Origin of the sequence: Dactylosporangium sp. NPDC006015 (assembly GCF_040614215.1) — a bacterium.
GTDB lineage: Bacteria > Actinomycetota > Actinomycetes > Mycobacteriales > Micromonosporaceae > Dactylosporangium > Dactylosporangium maewongense.
Window position 1 is genome coordinate 1 of the sequence record NZ_JBEXUD010000007.1, and the last position, 17,128, is coordinate 17,128.

The following is a 17,128-nucleotide window of genomic DNA, read 5'->3' on the forward strand; positions in this document are numbered from 1 at the left end:
CCGACCTCGACGGCACCCTGTATGACGACCTGCTGATGACCGACGCCAGCCAGGAGCACGGCATCCTCTCGGTCCGCCCCGGCAGCTCCGCCGCGGAGCGCACGGCCGCCGCCGCCGCCGAGCGCGCGGCGCGTTCGGAGGCGGCCGCCGCCGAGCGGGCCGCCGCGGCCGAACGCGCCAGCGGCGACCGGACCGCCGCGGAGAAGTCCGAGCGGCAGACCGCGCTGGGCCGCCGGCTGCAGTCGCTGGGCGTGCCGTCGGACATCGCGTTCCGGGCCAACGCCGCCGACACCTACAGCGCCGTGGTCGACGCCTTCGCGGCGCTGCCCGTCGCCGAGCCCGCGCCCGACGGACCGGGGGAGACGCTCATCGTCGTCGGCGAGTCGACGCACGCGGTCGAGGTCGCCCGGTGGGTCGCGGAGACCCAGCGGCTCGACAGCGACCACATCCTCTTCGCCGGCCGCAACGCCGCTGCCGCGGGCATCGACGCCAAGCGCCGCATCACCGGCGCCCACGACGCGCGCCTCTGGGCCAAGAAGCTGCGCAAGTCCGACGCGCCCAGCGTCGTCGCCGTCGAGGCCGCCCTGGACGAGTCCGCCTGGGCCGCCGCGATCGTCGAGGCGGTCCGCCCCGTCGCGGTCTGGGTCGTCGTCGACGCCAGCCGCAAGACCTCCGACGTCGCCCACCACCTGCAGGGCCTGCGCCGCGTCGACGCCATCTGCCTGCGCGGCACGATGTCCAGCGGCGACCCGGCCAGCCCGCTGTCGCTGCGGGTGCCCGTCGCCCTCCTGGACGGCCGGCCCTCGACACCGTTCCAGTGGGCCGCGATGCTCTGCGAGCGCCTGAGCCTGGTGGGCGGCTGACGTGCTGGGGATGGCACGCTTCTCCACGCTGTTCCTCGCCGTGGTGATCGCGTCGCCCGCCCTCTACGCCACGTTCGTCACCCACCACCTCGACCTGCAGACCGGGCTGCTCCGCCTGCTCATCGCCGTGCCGGTGGCCGCGGTGATGCTCGCCGTCTTCCGGATGGTGACCCACAGCTACGGCAAGCCCGACAAGAAGCGCGAGCCGTCCCCGGACGCCGCCACCGGCGATGAGCCGCTGCGCGCCGAGGCCGTGGCCGGCGAGCCCTTCCCCCAGCGCCGCGCCGAGGACAACCCCTGACCCACCCGCAACGCTGACGCCCCGCGCCGCGGTCAGGCGGCCAGGAGCTTCAGGACCAGGGTCACGGAGCGGTCGGTCAGGTTGGCGATCGCGTTCGGCAGGAGCATCATCGCGGTGCCGACGATGACCAGGGTGAGCAGGACCTTCGCCGGGAAGCCGAAGGAGAACGGGTTGAGGGCGGGGGCGGCGCGGGTCAGCAGGCCCAGGGCGACGTCCACGGCGAGCATGATCGCGACCAGGGGGGCCGCGATCTGCAGGCCCGCCAGGAACATCTCGCCGAAGCCGTCCTTGATGATGCCGGCGAAGGTCTCCAGGGAGAAGGCGTCGTTGAGCGGGATCGCGGTGTAGGAGCGGGCGAAGCCGCGCAGGATCAGCTGGTGCGAGTCGGTGGCGAACATGAGCGCCATGCCGATGAGGTTGTAGAAGCGGCCGAAGACGGCGTTGCCCTGGAGCATGAAGGGGTCCATCGAGAACGCCAGGCTGAAGCCGCCGACGAGGTCGATCATGTTGCCGGCGATCTGGACCGCGGCGAAGAGCAGCGCGGTGATGAAGGCGAGCGCCGCGCCGATGACGGCCTGCTCGACGGCGTTGAGGATGAGCACGCCGGTGGACATGCCCGGCGGGATCTGCGGGGCGAGGCGCGGGGCGATGGGCAGGGCGATCGCCACCGACAGCAGGGCCTTCACGGCGGCGGGCGCGCCGCGGTTGTTGAAGGGGGGGCACAGGGCGAGCCACACGCCCGCCCGGATCGAGCCGAGCAGGATCGCCAGGACCGTGCTCAGCGGCACGGTGTAGGACTCAGGCACCCTTGATCAGGTCCGGGATCTGGGCGTAGAGCTGCTCGGTGTAGGTGACCATCTCGTGCAGCATCCAGTTGCCGGCGAAGAGCAGCGCCAGCCCGATGGCGGCCGCCTTCGGGACGAAGGAGAGCGTCGACTCCTGGATCTGGGTCACGGACTGGAAGAGCGAGATGGCGAAGCCGACGACGAGCGCCGTGAGCAGGATCGGCGCGCCGAGCTTCGCGGCGATCGTCATGGCCTCCAGGCTGAGCTCGAGGATCTTGGTGTCGGTCATGCGGGGTACACCTCGTCAGTGGTAGCTGGCCACGAGGGCGGTGAGGATCAGCCCCCACCCGTTGACCAGGACGAACAGCAGGAGCTTGAACGGCAGCGCGATGGTGACGGGCGGCAGCATCATCATGCCCAGCGACATGAGGGCCGCCGAGACGACCATGTCGATGACCAGGAACGGGATGTAGATGACGAAGCCGATGATGAACGCGGCCCGCAGCTCGGACAGGACGAACGCGGGGATCAGCGTCGACAGCGGCACGTCGTCCTTGTTCTTCGGCAGCGGCCGGTCGGCGATCTTCGTGAAGAGCGCGATCTCGTCCTTGCGGGTCTGCTTCAGCATGAACGCCTCGAGCGGCTGCATCCCGTCCTTGAAGGCCACCGCCTGGGTCTTCTCTCCCTTCAGATAGGGCTGGAGCCCGACGTCGTTCACCTCGGAGACGACCGGCGACATGATGAAGAGGCTGACGAACAGCGCCAGGCCGGCGATGACCTGGTTGGGCGGCACGTTGCTGAGGCCGAGCGCGTTGCGGGTGATCGACAGGACCACGAAGACCTTCGTGAAGCTGGTCGTCATCAGCAGCAGCGACGGCGCGATCGACAGCAGCGTCAGCAGGATGATGATGGTGATCGACTGGCTGGGCTGGACGCCGCCGACGTCGATGTTGACCGTGCCGTCGGGTGGGGTCGGCGACACCGGTGGCTTCGGCGTCGGTGCGGCGTGGGCGGCGGCGGGCAGGAGCAGCGCCGTACCGAAGGCGGCAAGAGCCAGCAGGAGCCTCATCGCCTGCCCCTCAGGAACCGCCAGGCCTCCGCCGAGAGCAGCGAGCCGGCCAGGGGGGACGGGCGCGGATCCTCCGGCGCGCCGGCGGAGAACACCGCGGCGTCCGCGTCGGCCAGCAGCGACACCCCCGCGTCGCTGACGCCGAGCACGAGGGCCCGGTCGGCGACCTTCACGACCGCGACCGACGAGCCCCGGCTGAGCTGCTGGCGGGCGAGCACGGTGACCAGCCCCGCGCCGTGGCCGCCGCCGACCCCGCGCCGGGCCAGCCGCGCCAACGCCCACAGTAGGACGAACACTACGGTGAGTGAGCACAGGACGCGCAAAGCCAGTTCGAACATCAGCGACTAGGCCCGGTCCGAAGGGCCGACGATCTCGGTGATCCGGATGCCGAAGTTCTCGTCGATCACGACCACCTCGCCGCGGGCGATGAGCCGCCCGTTGACGAGCAGGTCGGCGGGGCCGCCGGCGGCCCGGTCCAGCTCGATCACCGCGCCGGGGGCGAGCGACAGCAGCTCCCGCACGCTCATCCGGGTCCGCCCGAGCTCGGCGGTGACCTCCATCTCGACGTCGTGCAGCAGGTCGAAGGCCGGCGGCCGGCCGCGGTCGTCGCGGTCGTCGCGGAAGTCGCCGGCGCCCCCGCCGGAGGTCACCTCGACCGCCACGGCCAGCGCGACGACGGCGTGGACGGCACCCTCGTCGGTGGTGAGCGGCACCAGGACGCCGCCCGCGGCGACGACCTGCCCCATGGCGCCGGCCGGCTGGAGCACCTCGCCCGGGTCGACGACGACCGGCCCGACGGTGGTCGCCGCGGCCTCCAGGGCGGGCCGGACGGCCTGGCTCAGGTCCAGGGCGCCCATGGGGGAGTTCGCGAGGGCCTCGACGAGGTCCTGGGTGACGACGATGGCGACCTCGCCCTGCGCGGTGCCGGCGAACCGGGCGCGGACGGCCTGGCCGTCGATCGCGAGCTCGTCGACGTTCTGCGTGGGCGCACCGACGGAGAGCGGGGAGCTGGCGGGCAGCAGCGCCACGGCGGCCTGTGCGGCCGCCTCGGCGCGGGCCAGCAGTGCCTCGTTGGTGGCGATGGTCATCGGCGGTTCTCCTCAGCGCGGTTCTGGCCGAGCTGTCCGGCCGGCTGTCCTGCGGGCCGGTGTGTCGGTCGTTGACCTGGCTGCGGGCTCGGCACCACGAGACAGGCCAGACGGTTGCCCTGCGCGCCCGGGACGGCGTAGGCGAACGTGATGTCCGCCGTGGTCACCGCCAGGGGCGTCGAGGTGGTGTGGGCGAGCGGCACGACGTCGCCCGGCCGCAGCCCGATCAGGTCGGCGGGGTGCATGCGGACCGGCTGGAAGCGCACCGCGACCTCGATCGGCGCGCCCTCCAGGCCGGCGACCACGTTGCGGTAGGCGATCTCACGGGCCGCCCGCTGTGCCTCGGTGAGCACCGCGCTGCCCTGCTCGCCCTGCAGCTTCGGGAAGATCGAGCCGAACGGCAGGCAGATGCTGGCGACGCACTCCTCGCTGCCGACCCGCATCTCGAAGGACGCCACGATCACGGCGTCGGACGTCGCGCCCGCCTGGGCGAACTGGGGGTTGTACTCGATCGTCGTCATCTCCGGCCGTAACGCCACGATGCCCTCGAAGGCGTAGCGCAGCTCGCCGAGCGTCCGCTCGATGAGGCCGTGCAGCAACGGCATCTCGATGTCGCTCAGCGGGCGCTGGGGCTGCGGGCCGCCCGGGCCGCCGAGCATGTGGTCGATGCAGGCCATGGCGGTGCTCAGGGAGAACTCCAGGATGGCAGTGCCGGGTAATGGGTCGATGCTGAACATGGCGACGACGGTCGGACTGGACAGGCCGCTGATGTACTCGTCGTAGGTCAGCTGTTCGATGGAGATCAGGCTGACCTGCGACACCGCCCGGAGGCTGGTGGTCAGCAGCGTGGCGTACTGGCGGGCGAAGGTCTCGTAGGAGATCTGCAGGGTTCGGATGTGTTCGCGGGACAGTTTGGTCGGACGCCGGAAGTCATACGGCTCAGGACCGGAGCTCTTGCCGCCACGCCGGCTCATCTTGCCGGGCGTGCGGCCGCTCCCGGTCGCCGACGTTGACTGCGTCACTCTCTTACCATCGGTCTTTTTGGGTGCAGCTTGACGTAAAACGGCCGAAACGGACCTAGAGGTTTCCTTGAAACCCCCAGATCCGCCGGTTCGGGCCTACTGGATCACGAACGACGTGAAGTACACGTCCATGATCTCTTTCGTCTTGTCCACCGTGTACGCCTTCTCGATCTTCTCCCGGAGCTCCGCCTTCGAGCGCTCCCGCTCGGTGTTGGACATGAGCTCCGCCATCGGCCGGTTGCTGTACAGCTCGATCGCGATGTCCAGCGCCTTGCTGCCGTCCGGGGCCTCGGCCGCGTCCGCGGTCGCCTGCAGCGACAGCCTGAGCTTCAGGAAGTGCCCGTCGGCCAGGTTGATCGTGACCGGGTCCAGCGGCACCACCGCGCCCGGCTCGGGCTCGGGCGCCGCGGTCGCGGAGGACGGCTTGAACATGAAGTAGCCGCCCGCCCCGCCGCCCAGCAGCACCACCACGATCGCGATGATCATGATGAGCTTCTTCCTGCTCTTCTTCGGCGCCTCTTCGGTCTCCGCCTGAGCCGCCTTCTCGTCCTTCGCCATCCAGGCCGCTCCTTACGAGGTCGGGGTGGCCGAGGGCAGCAGCGCCCGGGTGTCGGCCGGAAGGGAGGACAGGACGATGATCTCCACCCGCCGGTTGAGCGACGCCGCTCGCGGGTCGTCCGCCGCGTACAGCGGCTTCGTGTCGGCGTAGCCGGACGCCATCAGGCGGGTCTCCGGGATGCCGGCGTTGCTGTGCAGGAAGCGCACCACCGTCGAGGCGCGGGCCGTGGACAGCTCCCAGCCGCTGGGGTAGCTGCCGGTCGTGGCGGCGAGCTGGTTGGTGTGCCCGTCGACCTCGATCTTGTTGGGCAGGCCGGCGATCGCCGGGCCGATCCCGGCCATGATCTCCCGGCCGGCGGACAGCAGCTGCGCCTCGCCGCCGTCGAACACGATCGCGCTGGTGACGACGGTGACGACCAGGCCGCGCTCGTCGATGGTGAACTTCACCGAGTCCTGCAGGCCCTGCTTCTCGAGGTTCTTCTCGATCTGGTCCTTGATCTTCTCGAAGTTCTCGACCTCCTGCTGCGCGGCCTTCTGCTTCGCCGACGCCGTCGCCCGCTCCTTCGCCGCCACGGCCTCCTGGATCGCCGTCGCGTCGCTGGTGGTGCCGCCGATGCCCGAGGACAGGTCCATCGGGGAGTCGCTGTCGGAGGACTCCATGAGGTTGGACTCGCCGCCGTCGAACGCCACCGAGGGGGAGCCGAAGCCGACCGCGAGACCGTTCTTGAGCTCCGCGAACTTCTTCTGGTCGACCTGGCTGATCGCGAACAGCACGATGAAGAGCACCATCAGCAGCGTCATCATGTCGGCGTAGCTGACCAGCCAGCGCTCGTGGTTCTCGTGCTCCTCCTCGTGCGCGCCGTGCTTCTTGCCGTGGCCCTTCGCGTGCGCGCCCTTGGTGCCGCCCTTGGCAGCGTGCCCACCTCCGCTCATGCCGCCACCTCCGCTGCGCTCCGGCGTCGGCCTGAGCCAAACCTGTCACATGATGAGCGGACCGAGCCGCTTCGCTGTCCGCTCATCAGGCGGCCTCCTTCTTCTCAGTGACGCTGCCCGGCGGCAGCAGGCTTCGGAGCTTCTGTGCGACCAGGCGGGGGTTGGCCCCGGCCTGGATGTTGATGATGCCGGCGATCACGAGCTCCATCTGTGCGCATTCGAGCTCGGACAGCCGTTTCAACTTGGCTCCCATCGGCAGCCACATGACGTTTGCTGAGAGAACTCCCCAGAGCGTCGCCACGAAGGCGCCGGCGATGAGGTGGCCGAGCTTGTCCGGCTGGCTCAGGTTCTCCAGTACGTGGATCAGGCCGATGACCGTGCCGATGATGCCGATCGTCGGGGCGTACCCGCCCATGCCCGTGAAGATCGTCGCGGCCTGCTTGTCGGCCTTGCGTTTCGCGTCCACCTCGGCCTCGAGGATCGTCGCGAGCTCCTCCGAGTCGGTGCCGTCGATGGCGAGCTGCAGGCCCTTCTTGAGGAACGGATCCTGCACCTCCTTCATCGCGTCCTCCAGCGCGAGGAGCCCCTCGCGCCGGGCCTTCTCGGCGAGCTTGACGATGTCGTCGACCAGCGCGTCGGCCGGCTGCACGCTGCCCAGCAGCACCCGCTTGAACGAGTCGCCGAGCGCGATCGTGTCCTTCAGCATGCCGCCGGCCATGGCCGCGCCGAGCGTGCCGAAGAAGACCAGGATCAGCGGAGGCAACAGGAAGATGGAGCCGGGGCTGCCGCCTTCGAGGATCATCGAGACGAAGATCGCGATGAAGGCGAGCACGACCCCGATGATGGTTGCCGGATCCATGTGTCAGCGCTCCCGACGGTGGAGATGGACGACGTTGGTCTCCTTGGCGCGCTCCCGGGCCTCGTCGGCGCGCTCCGCCGACGTCTGCCCCACGAGCTGCTGCGCGTCCACGACCACCTGCGCCCGGTACTGGCGGATCAGCGCCACCAGCTCCGGCAGTGACTCGGCGATCAGGTACTTGGTGCCGTCGACCAGGGTCACGACGGTGTCGGGGGTGCAGTCGGCCCGCTCGACCAGGTCGGGGTTGAGGGCGAACACCGGGCCGTTGAGTCGGGTCAGCAGGATCATCGACGCGCTCCCGTCCTTGGTGGTAGTGGGCGAGGCCCCCTCCGTGGTGCCTTCGGAGTTCACATCGGACCGATCGGCCGACAGGTGAGGAGTTGACGGTTGCCGTGGAGGTGCTACGCAAAAGGCCCACCCCGAAGGGTGGGCCTTTTGTCCGATGGAATCCCTTACCGCTTCAGGTTCACCAGCTCCTGCAGCACCTCGTCCGACGTGCTGATCACCTTCGAGTTCGCCTGGAAGCCGCGCTGGGCCACGATCAGGTTCGTGAACTCCTGCGCCAGGTCGACGTTGGACATCTCCGTCGCACCGCTCTGCAACGTGCCGAGACCCGCCGTCCCGGCGACGCCGACCTGCGCCAGGCCCGAGTTCACCGTGAAGCGGTACAGCGAGTCGCCGACCTTCTCCAGACCGGGCGGGTTGTTGAAGTTGGCGAGCGCGAGCTGCGCCACCGTCTGCTTGTTGCCGTTGGAGAACACGCCGACGAGCTGACCGTCGGGGTTGATGCTGAAGGACTGCAGCGTCGCGGCCGGCGAACCGTTCTGGCTCAGCGGGCTCACCGTCGTGCTGCCCGTGTACTCCGTCAGGCCCGCCAGGTCCACCTCGACGCCGTTGCCGTCGCTGTCCGGGTCGTACAGCAGGCCGATCTTCGTGTTGCCGTTCGAGTCGGTGTACGTGGGCCCGCTGACCTGCCCGTTCGGCAGGAACGTCAGGCTCGCCGGTGACGACGGCGTGGTGCCGTCGCTGACGCTGACCTCCCACCCGCCGGCCGTCAGCGTGAACGTCGACGTCAGCGTCACCACGTTGCCCTGCACGTCGTACGTCTTGATCGACCGCGGGATCGTGGTGTTCAGCGGCGCGTCGGCCGGCAGGTTACCGGCGATGACCATGTTGCGGGTGGCGTTCGGTGCGATCAGTGTGCCCATCGGCAGCCGGATGTCGCCGATCGGCGCGTTCGTGTTGACCGTGCCGTTCACCGCCGGCCAGCCCTGCACCGCGGCGCCGGTCGGCGTGACCAGCTTGCCCTCGGCGTCGAAGTTGAACGCACCGGCCCGCGTGTAGAGCATCTCGTCGACGGAGTTGACGACGAAGAACCCGTCGCCGGAGATCATCACGTCGGTGGCGCGGCCCGTCGTCTGCGCCGAGCCCTGGATGAAGCTCGTGTTGATCGCGCCGAGCCGTACGCCCAGGCCGACCTGGGCGGGGTTCGTGCCGCCCTGCCCCTGCTGCGGCGCGCCCGCGGCCCGCATCATCTGGCTCAGCGTGTCCTGGAACACCACCTGCGACGACTTGAACCCCACGGTGTTGACGTTGGCGATGTTGTTGCTGGTGACATCCATCATCTGCTGGTGGGCCCGCAGACCGCTGATGCCGGAGAAGAGTGAGCGGAGCATAGGGGAGGGGTCCTTTCAGGATGCCGGGTTGCGGACTTCCTTGACCGCAGTGAGCGCGACATCCGTGTCGCCGACCCGCAGGGTGGGGCTGGTGCCCGAGAACGTCGCCGCGGTCACCACACCGGACTGCTCCTTGCCGTCCTTGTCGGTGTACGCGACGGTCTTGCCGATCAGGTTGCTCGCGCCGAGCTGCAGCTGCGCGGTGAGCAGGCTCTGCTGCGCCGTCGCCAGATCGGTCAGCTTCTCGACCGTGGTGAACTGCGCCGTCTGCGCCAGGAACTCCGAGTTGTCCATCGGCTTCATCGGGTCCTGGTACTTCAGCTGCGCGACGAGCAGCTTCAGGAACGCGTCCTTGCCCAGGTCGCCGCCGGGCTTCGCGGGTGCTTCCTGCTTCGTGCCGTCCGTCTTCGCGACGTCGCCGGGCGCGTTCGTCTTCGGCACGTAGTCGCTGACGTTGCCGGGGACCGGCTTCGGGACGTAGTCGCCGACGTTGCCACTGACAGGACCACTGACAGGACCGCTGGCAGCGCCACTGTTGGGGCCACTGGCAGGACCACTGACAGGACCGCTGGCAGGGGCGCTGACAGGGGCGCGGGCGGGGCCACTGGCAGGGCCGGTGACAGGGCCAGAGACCGGCGTGATCGGGGTGGTGATGGCGAAACCCCCTACCTAGATGCGCACGTCGACCAGGGCGTCCGGGTCGAGGACCGGTTCGGTCGCCCGCGACTCGGGTGCCTGCTGATGAGATCGACCCTGCGACTGCCAACCTGAGAACTGTTGCGACTGGTTGCCGGGCCGGTCAGCGTCCTGGTGCAGATCCAGCGAGCACTGCCCGAATCCCGCGTCCCGCAGGTCCTGCCGCAGGTCCGGCAGCGCCGCCTGCAGCGCGGCCCGCGCCGCGTCACTGCCCGCCGCCAGCTGCACGGCGATCGTCCCGTCCCGCACCTCGGCGACGATGCTGACCTGCCCCAGGTCCCCGGGGCTGAGCTGGATCGTCATCCGGTGCACCCCGTCGGGCCCCTTCCGCAGCGGCGTCAGCACCATCGCGACCTGCGTCGCCACCGGTGCTGGCGGCGGTGCCTGCGCGGGCGAGGGAGTTGCCGCGACGGCCTGCATCATCGGCGGCTGCGGCAGCTGTACGGCCACCGCCTGCCCTCCGCCGGCACCGTCCTCGATCCGCGCGGGGTGCCGCGCGTGACCGTTGCCGCCGGGTGTCCCGCTCTGGCCGCCCCGGCCCTGCGCGTCGCCGGCGAGCGCGCCCTGTGCGGCTCCCTGTGCCGCCTGCTGCGCCGCGAGCTGCGCCGCCTGCTGACCGCCGTCGACCGCCCCGCCACGCGCCCCGGCCGGCACCGCGTCGGTGGCGGCGATGGCGGCCGTGGGCACGGACTGGGGGAGCCCCTGCGGGCTCGCTGCGCCGCCGGCCTCGGCGGCGGACCGTGCCGCGGCCTGAGCGGCTGACTGGGCGGCGGCTGACTGGGCCGCGAACTGAGCGGCTGACTGGGGCGCGGACTGGGCGGCGGTGGTGGGCTGGGCCGTGGTGGGCTGGGCCGTGGTGGGCTGGGTCTGGTGCTGCGGGTCGAGCGGTGTGGTGGCCGGCGTCGCCACGGGCGGCGCTGCCTGCGCCGTCAGGGCGGCATCGCCGGTGAGCTGGGCGGTCGCCGGGTCGGTGGTCCGCGGCGCCCGGGGGAGCTGGGCCGGGTCGGCCGCCGGTGCCGCCTCCTGCTCCGTCAGCAGCGCCGCCGCCTGGGCGAGCAGGCCCTGCGCGGGGGCGGCCGGGACGGTGGCGGATGCTGCCCCGGAGCCGAGCGCCTGCGTGGCGCCGGACGCGGCCACGACGGGCGCCGCCACCGGAGTGGTCGCCGCGGTGGCGGTCAGGCCGGCACCGGGAAGCGGGTTGCCGGTCCAGGCGGTCAGGTCCTGCCCTTCGCCGGCCGGCCGCGCGGCTCGGGGATCGGCCGGCACCTGCGGCGGTGTGGCGAGTCGCGCCGCCGGGTCGGGCAGCGCCTGCGCGGCGGCCTGCGCCCCGGTCAGCGCCGCGTCCTGTCCGGCGGCAGCCTGCGCCCCGGCGCGCGCCGCGAGCTGCGCCCCGATCCGAGCCGCGTCCTGCCCGGCTGCCTGTGCCCCGGTCCATGCCGCGTCCTGCCCGGCTGCCTGTGCCCCGGTCCATGCCGCGTCCTGCCCGGCTGCCTGTGCCCCGGTCCGTGCCGCATCCTGCCCGGTGGCCTGAGTTCCGGCCTGTGCCGCGAGCTGCGCTTCAGCCCGCGCTGAGAGCTGTGCCCCGGCCTGCGTTCCGGCCTGCGCCGCGAGCTGCGCTCCGGCCTGAGCTGAGAGCTGTGCCCCGGCCTGCGCCGCGGTCTGTACCCCAGCTTGCGCCGCGGTCTGTACCCCAGCTTGCGCCGCGAGCTGTGTCCCAGCCTGCGCCGCGACCTGGACGTCGGCCTGCGTCGAAAGCTGTGCCGTGAGCTGTGCCCCGAAGTGAGCCGCGGTCCGGGACCCGGCCTGCCCCTCAGATTGCGCACCGGTCGCCGCACCGATCTCGGTCCCGGTGGGGGCGCCTGGCCGCGGACCGAGCTGGGCCTGGGCCGCAGTCTGCGCCGGGTCCTGTGCCTGCGGCGCTGCCCCGGCCTGGGGCACGGCCCGGGCGTCGAGCTGGTGCCCGGCCGGCTGGAGGGTGGCGGGAAGCGCCGGATGGGGTCCTGGCTCGGCGGCGACGAGCGGGACGGTCACGACCGTCGGGCCGGTCTCGGCGGCGGCGGCCCTCAGCATGGCCTCCAGAGGGCGCCGCATGCCCGCCTCGCCGGCCGAGCCGGGACGCGCTTCGGTGGCCGGGTGGCCGGGGGCGTGCGCGAGGGGCCGCGAAGCGCCGGGCGTGGGGTCCGCCGGGCGGGGCGCTTGCCGTACCGGAGCGGCGGCGGCATCGCGGGGCTCCTGGGGCCGCTCGGAGGAGGGGCGCCGCATCACGGGCTCCCGGTGCTGCTGGGCGGCCGCGGTGGAGGCGAGGGCGTCGGCCTCGGCAGCGCGGCGGCGGTCGTCGGCCCGGCGGTCCCGCACCGGGAAGCGCCGGTCCTGCGTCCTGTCCGTCCTGTCCGTCCTGTCCCGGTCGCGGTCCTGATCCGGGCGCCGCACGGGGCGTTGCTCGGGGCGCTGTTCAGGGCGCTGCTCGAAGCGCTGATCGAGGCGGCGGTCGCGGGCGCCCTGGGTCGGTGCGCCCCGGGAGGCGCGGCCGTGGGTGGCGGCCGCCAGGGCCGCTGCGAACGCGTCCGAGGGGCCGGCGGCGGCAGGCTGGTCGGCGGCGCGGGTGGCGGCGGCCAGCCGGGTGACGTCCAGTGGTGCGGTCATGCGAAACCCCTTCCCGCGAGCTGTTCCATGGCCGCCTTGACCTTGGGGACGTAGGCCTGGGTCTGCGCGAACGGCGGGATGCCCCCGTAGCGGCTGACCGCGCCGCCGCCCGCGTTGTAGGCGGCGAGGGCGAGGTCGATCGAGCCGAAGCGTTCGAGGTTCGACGACAGCATCCGGGCGGCGCCGTCGACCGCCTGCGCCGGGTCGAGGGCGTCGACGCCGAGGCCGCGGGCGGTGGCCGGCATCAGCTGCATGAGGCCCTGCGCGCCGGCGCCGCTGACGGCGGCCGGGTCGTAGCCGGACTCGACCTTCGCCACGGCGGCCAGGAGGGCGGGCTCGAGGCCGTACTTCGCGCCGGCCTGCTGGAAGAGCTCCGCATAGGGCACCTCCGCCGGCGTCGCCACCGTCGCCCCGGTGAGGGCGGCGGGCCGCAGTGCCATTGCCGTCGCGGAGCGCGAGCCGGCGCCCGTCGCGCCGGACAGCGCGGAGGACCACGCCGGGTCCAGCGAGGTGTTCACGATCCGGCGGATGGCGGTGGGCGTCTCGTACACGTCCTGGACCTTCACCACGTCGCCGGCGTGCGGCGCGGCGATCATGCGGTTGTTCCCGAGGTAGATGGCGATGTGGTCGACGGGGCTGCCGAAGGCGAGCAGGTCGCCGGGGCGGGCGTGGGCCAGGTCGGCCACCGCGGTGCCCTGGCGCGCCTGGTCCTTCGCCACCCGGGGGAGCGTGACGCCGAGGTCGGCGTAGACCCGCTGGACGAGGCCGGAGCAGTCCAGGCCGCTCTCCGGCCTGGTGCCGCCGAAGACGTACGGCGTGCCGAGGTACCGCTTCGCCGCGTCCACGACGTCCCCGCCGGTGACCGCGGAGGTGCTGTCCAATGTGGACTTCAGGGTCGCCGCGAACGCCTCCCCGCTGCCGGCCGCGGCGGGCGCGCCGAGCCCGATCCGGGTCCGGATCTCCGCGACACGCGCCTGCGCCTCGTACACCGTCATGCCGCCGCCTCCGCTGCGCTCCGGCGTCGGCCTGAGCTCCAACCTGCAACCCTGATTCGCAGCCCTCCGCTGCGCTCCGGCCCGCTCATGCGTCACCCCTGCGGTTGAAGGCGGCGGAGGTGGTGAGGTCGTCGACCGCCTTGGCCTCGATCGCGGCCGCCGTCCGCTTGCGGGTCAGGTCGTGCCGCTCCTGGAGCTTCTCGATCGTGCGGCGCTGCACGGCCGCGTCGGTGAGGTCGTCGAGCCGGTCCTGGACGGTCTGGTCGGCGAGCTCCGCCGCGCCGATCGCCGCCGCGAGGGCCGTCGCCGTCGCCTGCCGGGCCATGAGGGTCGCGGCGAACGCCGCCGACGTCGCCCCGTCCGGGACCCGCCGGCCGTCGAGGTCGCGCTCCCGGGCGTGCACCGCCCCGTGCGCCGCGGCGGCCTCGCCACGGGCCCGGACGACGGCCGCCTTCGCCGCGTCCTCCTGGGCCTTACGGGCCCGCAGGACCGCGCCGAGCCGGAAACCGTTCTTCGCCATCAGGAGTTCACCAGCGCATCCAGCATCGACCACGCCCGAGGAGCCGGGGTGGTGTCGTCCATGTCCTGTCGCAGGAAGTCGTTGATCTGCGGCCACAGCGCCCGGGCGCGGTCGGCGTCGGGGTTGGTGCCGCTCACGTACGCGCCGATCTCGACCAGCTCCCGCACGTCGCGGTGGGCGGCGAGCATCCGCCGCATGGCGGTGGCGTCGGCGCGCTGCTCGCGGGTGGTGACCGCGTTGGCGACCCGGGACACCGACTCCAGCACGTCGATGCTGGGGAAGTGCCCGGACGTGGCGAGCCGCCGGTCCAGGGTGATGTGCCCGTCGAGGATCGACCGGGCGGTGTCCGCGATCGGCTCGTTGTGGTCGTCGCCCTCGACGAGGACCGTGTACAGGCCGGTGATCGAGCCGACCGGCGCCGGGCCGGCCCGCTCCAGCAGGCGCGGCAGCAGCGCGAACACGCTCGGCGGGTAGCCGCGGGTAGCCGGCGGCTCGCCCGCCGACAGGCCGACCTCGCGCTGCGCCATCGCGGTGCGGGTGAGGCTGTCCATCAGCAGCAGCACGTCCTGGCCGCCGTCGCGGAAGTACTCGGCGATCCGCGTCGCGACGAAGCCGGCCCGCAGCCGCACCAGCGGCGGCTGGTCGGAGGTCGCGATCACCACGACGGACCGGGCGAGGCCCTCGGGCCCGAGGTCGTTCTCGATGAACTCGCGGACCTCGCGGCCCCGCTCGCCGACGAGGCCGATCACGGAGATCTCGGCGTCCGTACCGCGGGTGATCATGGACATGAGGCTGCTCTTGCCGACGCCGGAGCCGGCGAAGATGCCGATGCGCTGCCCGCGCCCGCACGGCACGAGCGTGTCCAGGGCGCGCACGCCGAGCGACAGCGGCTCCTGGACCCGGCCGCGGGCGAGGGCGTCGGGCGCGTCGTGCTCGACCGTGACCCGCTCCAGGCCGGTGAGCGCCGGCCCGCCGTCCATCGGGCGGCCGAGCCCGTCGAGGATGCGGCCGCGCAGCTGCGGGCCGACGGCGATCTGCAACGGCGAGCCGGTGCTGCGCACGGGGCTGCCGGTGCCGACGCCGGTGAGCGCGCCGAGCGGCAGACAAGCGAGCCGGTCGCCGTCGATGGAGACGACCTCCGCGGGGACCGTCGGGCCGAGGCCGCCCGGGTCGCCGATCTCCACGAGGTCGCCCACGCGGCCGTCGACGCCGGCGACCGTGACCGACAGGCCGACGATCGACGTGACCCGGCCGCTGACGCGCGGGTTGGCGGCCTGGCGGGCGGCGGCGATGCGCTGCTGGAGCGACGACGTCACTGTTCGAGCACCTCCCGGACCCGGTCGAGCGCCGGCGCGAGCCGGGCGTCGACCGACGTGGCGTCGCACAGTGCGAGGGCGTCGCCCGGTCCGAGCGCCGGGTCGTCCACGAGGGACACCGTGCGGCCGTCCATGACCAGTTCCGTCTGTCCTATCGTCAGCCGGTCCGCCGGGTTGAGCCTGACCGTCACCGGACGTGTCCCGGGCACGAGTGCGAGCGCCCGTGCGAGGGCCTCCCGGCCGGGCTCGGTCGCGGTCCGCAGCTCCCGGCCGAGGACCGCCTCGGCGAGCGCGAACGCAGTCGCCACGATCTGGTCCTCGATGTCCTGCGCGGCCGGCACCGCCCGGCGCTCCAGCGTGCCGGCGGCGGCGTCGATCGCCCGCAGGGCCGACTCGATGCGGCGGCGGTGCCCCTCGGCGGCCGCCACGGCCTCGGCGGCGACCCTCGCGGCCTGCGCCTCGGCGCCGGTCTTCGCCTCCCGCATGCCCTGTGCCCACCCGGCGGCGTACCCGGCGGCCTCCGCCTCCTCGCGGACCCGCTCGACGAGCTCCGGCGGGAACGTCTCGCGCTCCCGGAGGTCGACGTCGAACCGGGCCTGCGGCGCGGCGCCGGCGCGGTCGTCGGTGAGGACGCTCTCGCCGTACTGGACGGTCGAGGGGGTCTCCGGCGGCGGGAACGCGCGGGTCGCGGGTGTCGGTGGCGGCGGGGGCGGCGGCGGGAACGCCGGGCGTGGCGTGCCCGCGCGCTTCTTCGCCGGCGGCGGGAAGGCGAGCGGATACTCAGCCGACGAACTCATCGTCGTCCCCTCGGCGGATCGTGATCTGGCCGGACTCCTCCAGGGTGCGGATCGCCTGGACGATCTTCGCCTGGGACTCCTCGACGGTGCGCAGGCGGACCGGGCCGAGCATCTCGATCTCGTCGGCGAGGTTCTCCGCGGCACGCTCGGAGAGGTTTTTCATGACCTTCTGGCGGACCTCCTCGCGGACGCCCTTGAGCGCGGTCGCGAGGTCGTTGGTCTCCACCTGGCGCAGCACCAGCTGGATGGAGCGGTCGTCGAGGGACACGATGTCCTCGAACATGAACATCTTCGAGCGGATCTCCTCCGCCAGCTCCGGGTTGCGCCCGGCGAGCCCTTCGAGGATCAGCCGCTCGGTGGCCCGGTCGGTCCGGTTGATGATCTCGACGAGCGGTTCGAGGCCGCCGACCGCGGACAGGTCGCTCGGCTGGAGCACCGAGGACATCTTGCGCTCCAGGGTCGCCTCCACCTTGCGGATGATCTCGGGGGAGGTGCGGTCCATGACGGCGATGCGGTGCGCGACGTCGGCCTGCAGCTCGGGGGCGAGCCCGCCGAGGATCTGCGACGCCTGGGTGGCGGTCATGTGGGCGAGGACCAGCGCGATCGTCTGCGGGTGCTCGTCCTGCAGGAACGACAGCAGCTGGCGCGGGTCGGCCTGGCCGAGGAAGCCGAACGGCACGTCCATGAAGACGGTGTTGAGCCGGCCGACGATCTCGCCGGCCCGCTCGCGGCCGAGTGACGCCTCCAGCAGGTCGCGGGCGAAGTCGAGGCCGCCCTGCCCCACGTACCGGTGGCCGGTCGCCATGTCGTGGAACTCCTCGAGCACCACGTCGGCGATGTCGCCCTCGACCTGCCCGAGCCGCATGATCTCGGCGGTTAGCTCCTCGACCTCGGCCTCGCGAAGATGCGCCATGATCTTCGCGGCGTCCTCCTTGCCCATCTGGACAAGGAGGATGGCTGCTTTCCGCAGCCCCGTCATCTCCCCGGTCGTCATCGGTCAACCGGCC

General features: G+C 72.4%; 19 protein-coding genes and 1 pseudogene. 2 read left to right on the plus strand and 18 right to left on the minus strand.

Annotation, left to right across the window (positions count from 1 at the left end):
• Together ABZ321_RS14080 and ABZ321_RS14085 are read left to right on the plus strand one after the other, a co-directional pair.
• Positions 1-863 (plus strand): annotated as a pseudogene (locus ABZ321_RS14080) (hypothetical protein); the annotation flags it as partial.
• A 10-nt stretch (positions 864-873) separates the two neighbouring features.
• Positions 874-1,164, plus strand: coding sequence for a hypothetical protein (locus ABZ321_RS14085; protein WP_344515746.1), 291 nt, complete (start codon positions 874-876; stop codon positions 1,162-1,164).
• A 32-nt stretch (positions 1,165-1,196) separates the two neighbouring features.
• On the opposite strand, the gene ABZ321_RS14090 is transcribed toward ABZ321_RS14085, so the two are convergent.
• The 18 genes from ABZ321_RS14090 to fliG form a co-directional block, all read right to left on the minus strand.
• Positions 1,197-1,970 (minus strand): flagellar biosynthetic protein FliR, encoded by a 774-nt coding sequence (locus ABZ321_RS14090; RefSeq protein WP_344515744.1) that lies wholly within the window; start codon positions 1,968-1,970, stop codon positions 1,197-1,199.
• The gene (gene fliQ, locus ABZ321_RS14095) at positions 1,963-2,238 is read right to left on the minus strand and encodes a flagellar biosynthesis protein FliQ (RefSeq protein ID WP_344515742.1); all 276 of its coding nucleotides are present in this window, start codon (positions 2,236-2,238) and stop codon (positions 1,963-1,965) included. The genes ABZ321_RS14090 and fliQ overlap by 8 nt, the downstream gene beginning before the upstream one ends.
• Positions 2,239-2,253: 15 nt before the next feature.
• Complete coding sequence (gene fliP / locus ABZ321_RS14100; protein WP_344515741.1) at positions 2,254-3,018, minus strand: flagellar type III secretion system pore protein FliP; 765 nt, start codon at positions 3,016-3,018, stop codon at positions 2,254-2,256.
• Positions 3,015-3,314 (minus strand): flagellar biosynthetic protein FliO, encoded by a 300-nt coding sequence (locus tag ABZ321_RS14105; protein ID WP_354891165.1) that lies wholly within the window; start codon positions 3,312-3,314, stop codon positions 3,015-3,017. The genes fliP and ABZ321_RS14105 overlap by 4 nt, the downstream gene beginning before the upstream one ends.
• Before the next feature lie 48 nt (positions 3,315-3,362).
• A complete protein-coding gene (gene fliN, locus ABZ321_RS14110; protein ID WP_344515737.1) occupies positions 3,363-4,106 on the minus strand; it encodes a flagellar motor switch protein FliN in 744 nt (247 codons plus the stop codon).
• Positions 4,103-5,128, minus strand: a complete 1,026-nt coding sequence (locus ABZ321_RS14115; RefSeq protein WP_344515735.1) for a flagellar motor switch protein FliM — start codon at positions 5,126-5,128, stop codon at positions 4,103-4,105. The genes fliN and ABZ321_RS14115 overlap by 4 nt, the downstream gene beginning before the upstream one ends.
• A gap of 96 nt (positions 5,129-5,224) precedes the next feature.
• Positions 5,225-5,686, minus strand: coding sequence for a flagellar basal body-associated FliL family protein (locus ABZ321_RS14120; protein ID WP_344515733.1), 462 nt, complete (start codon positions 5,684-5,686; stop codon positions 5,225-5,227).
• Positions 5,687-5,698: 12 nt separating this feature from the next.
• Positions 5,699-6,619, minus strand: coding sequence for a flagellar motor protein MotB (locus ABZ321_RS14125; protein WP_354891166.1), 921 nt, complete (start codon positions 6,617-6,619; stop codon positions 5,699-5,701).
• 85 nt (positions 6,620-6,704) lie between these two features.
• Complete coding sequence (locus ABZ321_RS14130; protein WP_344515729.1) at positions 6,705-7,478, minus strand: flagellar motor protein; 774 nt, start codon at positions 7,476-7,478, stop codon at positions 6,705-6,707.
• Between the two features lie 3 nt (positions 7,479-7,481).
• Positions 7,482-7,766, minus strand: coding sequence for a flagellar FlbD family protein (locus ABZ321_RS14135; protein ID WP_344515727.1), 285 nt, complete (start codon positions 7,764-7,766; stop codon positions 7,482-7,484).
• A gap of 164 nt (positions 7,767-7,930) precedes the next feature.
• A complete protein-coding gene (locus tag ABZ321_RS14140; protein ID WP_354891167.1) occupies positions 7,931-9,154 on the minus strand; it encodes a flagellar hook protein FlgE in 1,224 nt (407 codons plus the stop codon).
• 15 nt (positions 9,155-9,169) lie between these two features.
• Complete coding sequence (locus ABZ321_RS14145; protein WP_344515723.1) at positions 9,170-9,595, minus strand: flagellar hook capping FlgD N-terminal domain-containing protein; 426 nt, start codon at positions 9,593-9,595, stop codon at positions 9,170-9,172.
• Between the two features lie 228 nt (positions 9,596-9,823).
• Positions 9,824-12,493, minus strand: a complete 2,670-nt coding sequence (locus ABZ321_RS14150) for a flagellar hook-length control protein FliK (RefSeq protein ID WP_354891168.1) — start codon at positions 12,491-12,493, stop codon at positions 9,824-9,826.
• Positions 12,490-13,488 (minus strand): transglycosylase SLT domain-containing protein, encoded by a 999-nt coding sequence (locus tag ABZ321_RS14155; RefSeq protein ID WP_344515720.1) that lies wholly within the window; start codon positions 13,486-13,488, stop codon positions 12,490-12,492. Before ABZ321_RS14155 ends, ABZ321_RS14150 begins: the two co-directional genes overlap by 4 nt.
• Before the next feature lie 85 nt (positions 13,489-13,573).
• Positions 13,574-14,008 (minus strand): cell envelope biogenesis protein TolA, encoded by a 435-nt coding sequence (locus tag ABZ321_RS14160; RefSeq protein ID WP_344515718.1) that lies wholly within the window; start codon positions 14,006-14,008, stop codon positions 13,574-13,576.
• Positions 14,008-15,324: a FliI/YscN family ATPase gene (locus ABZ321_RS14165; RefSeq protein ID WP_354891169.1), complete on the minus strand. Its 1,317-nt coding sequence runs from the start codon at positions 15,322-15,324 to the stop codon at positions 14,008-14,010. Before ABZ321_RS14165 ends, ABZ321_RS14160 begins: the two co-directional genes overlap by 1 nt.
• Entirely contained in the window at positions 15,321-16,121 is an 801-nt protein-coding gene (locus tag ABZ321_RS14170) for a FliH/SctL family protein (protein WP_354891170.1), read from the minus strand. Before ABZ321_RS14170 ends, ABZ321_RS14165 begins: the two co-directional genes overlap by 4 nt.
• Positions 16,105-17,115, minus strand: coding sequence for a flagellar motor switch protein FliG (gene fliG, locus ABZ321_RS14175; RefSeq protein WP_344515712.1), 1,011 nt, complete (start codon positions 17,113-17,115; stop codon positions 16,105-16,107). The genes ABZ321_RS14170 and fliG overlap by 17 nt, the downstream gene beginning before the upstream one ends.
• Between the last annotated feature and the right edge of the window lie 13 nt (positions 17,116-17,128).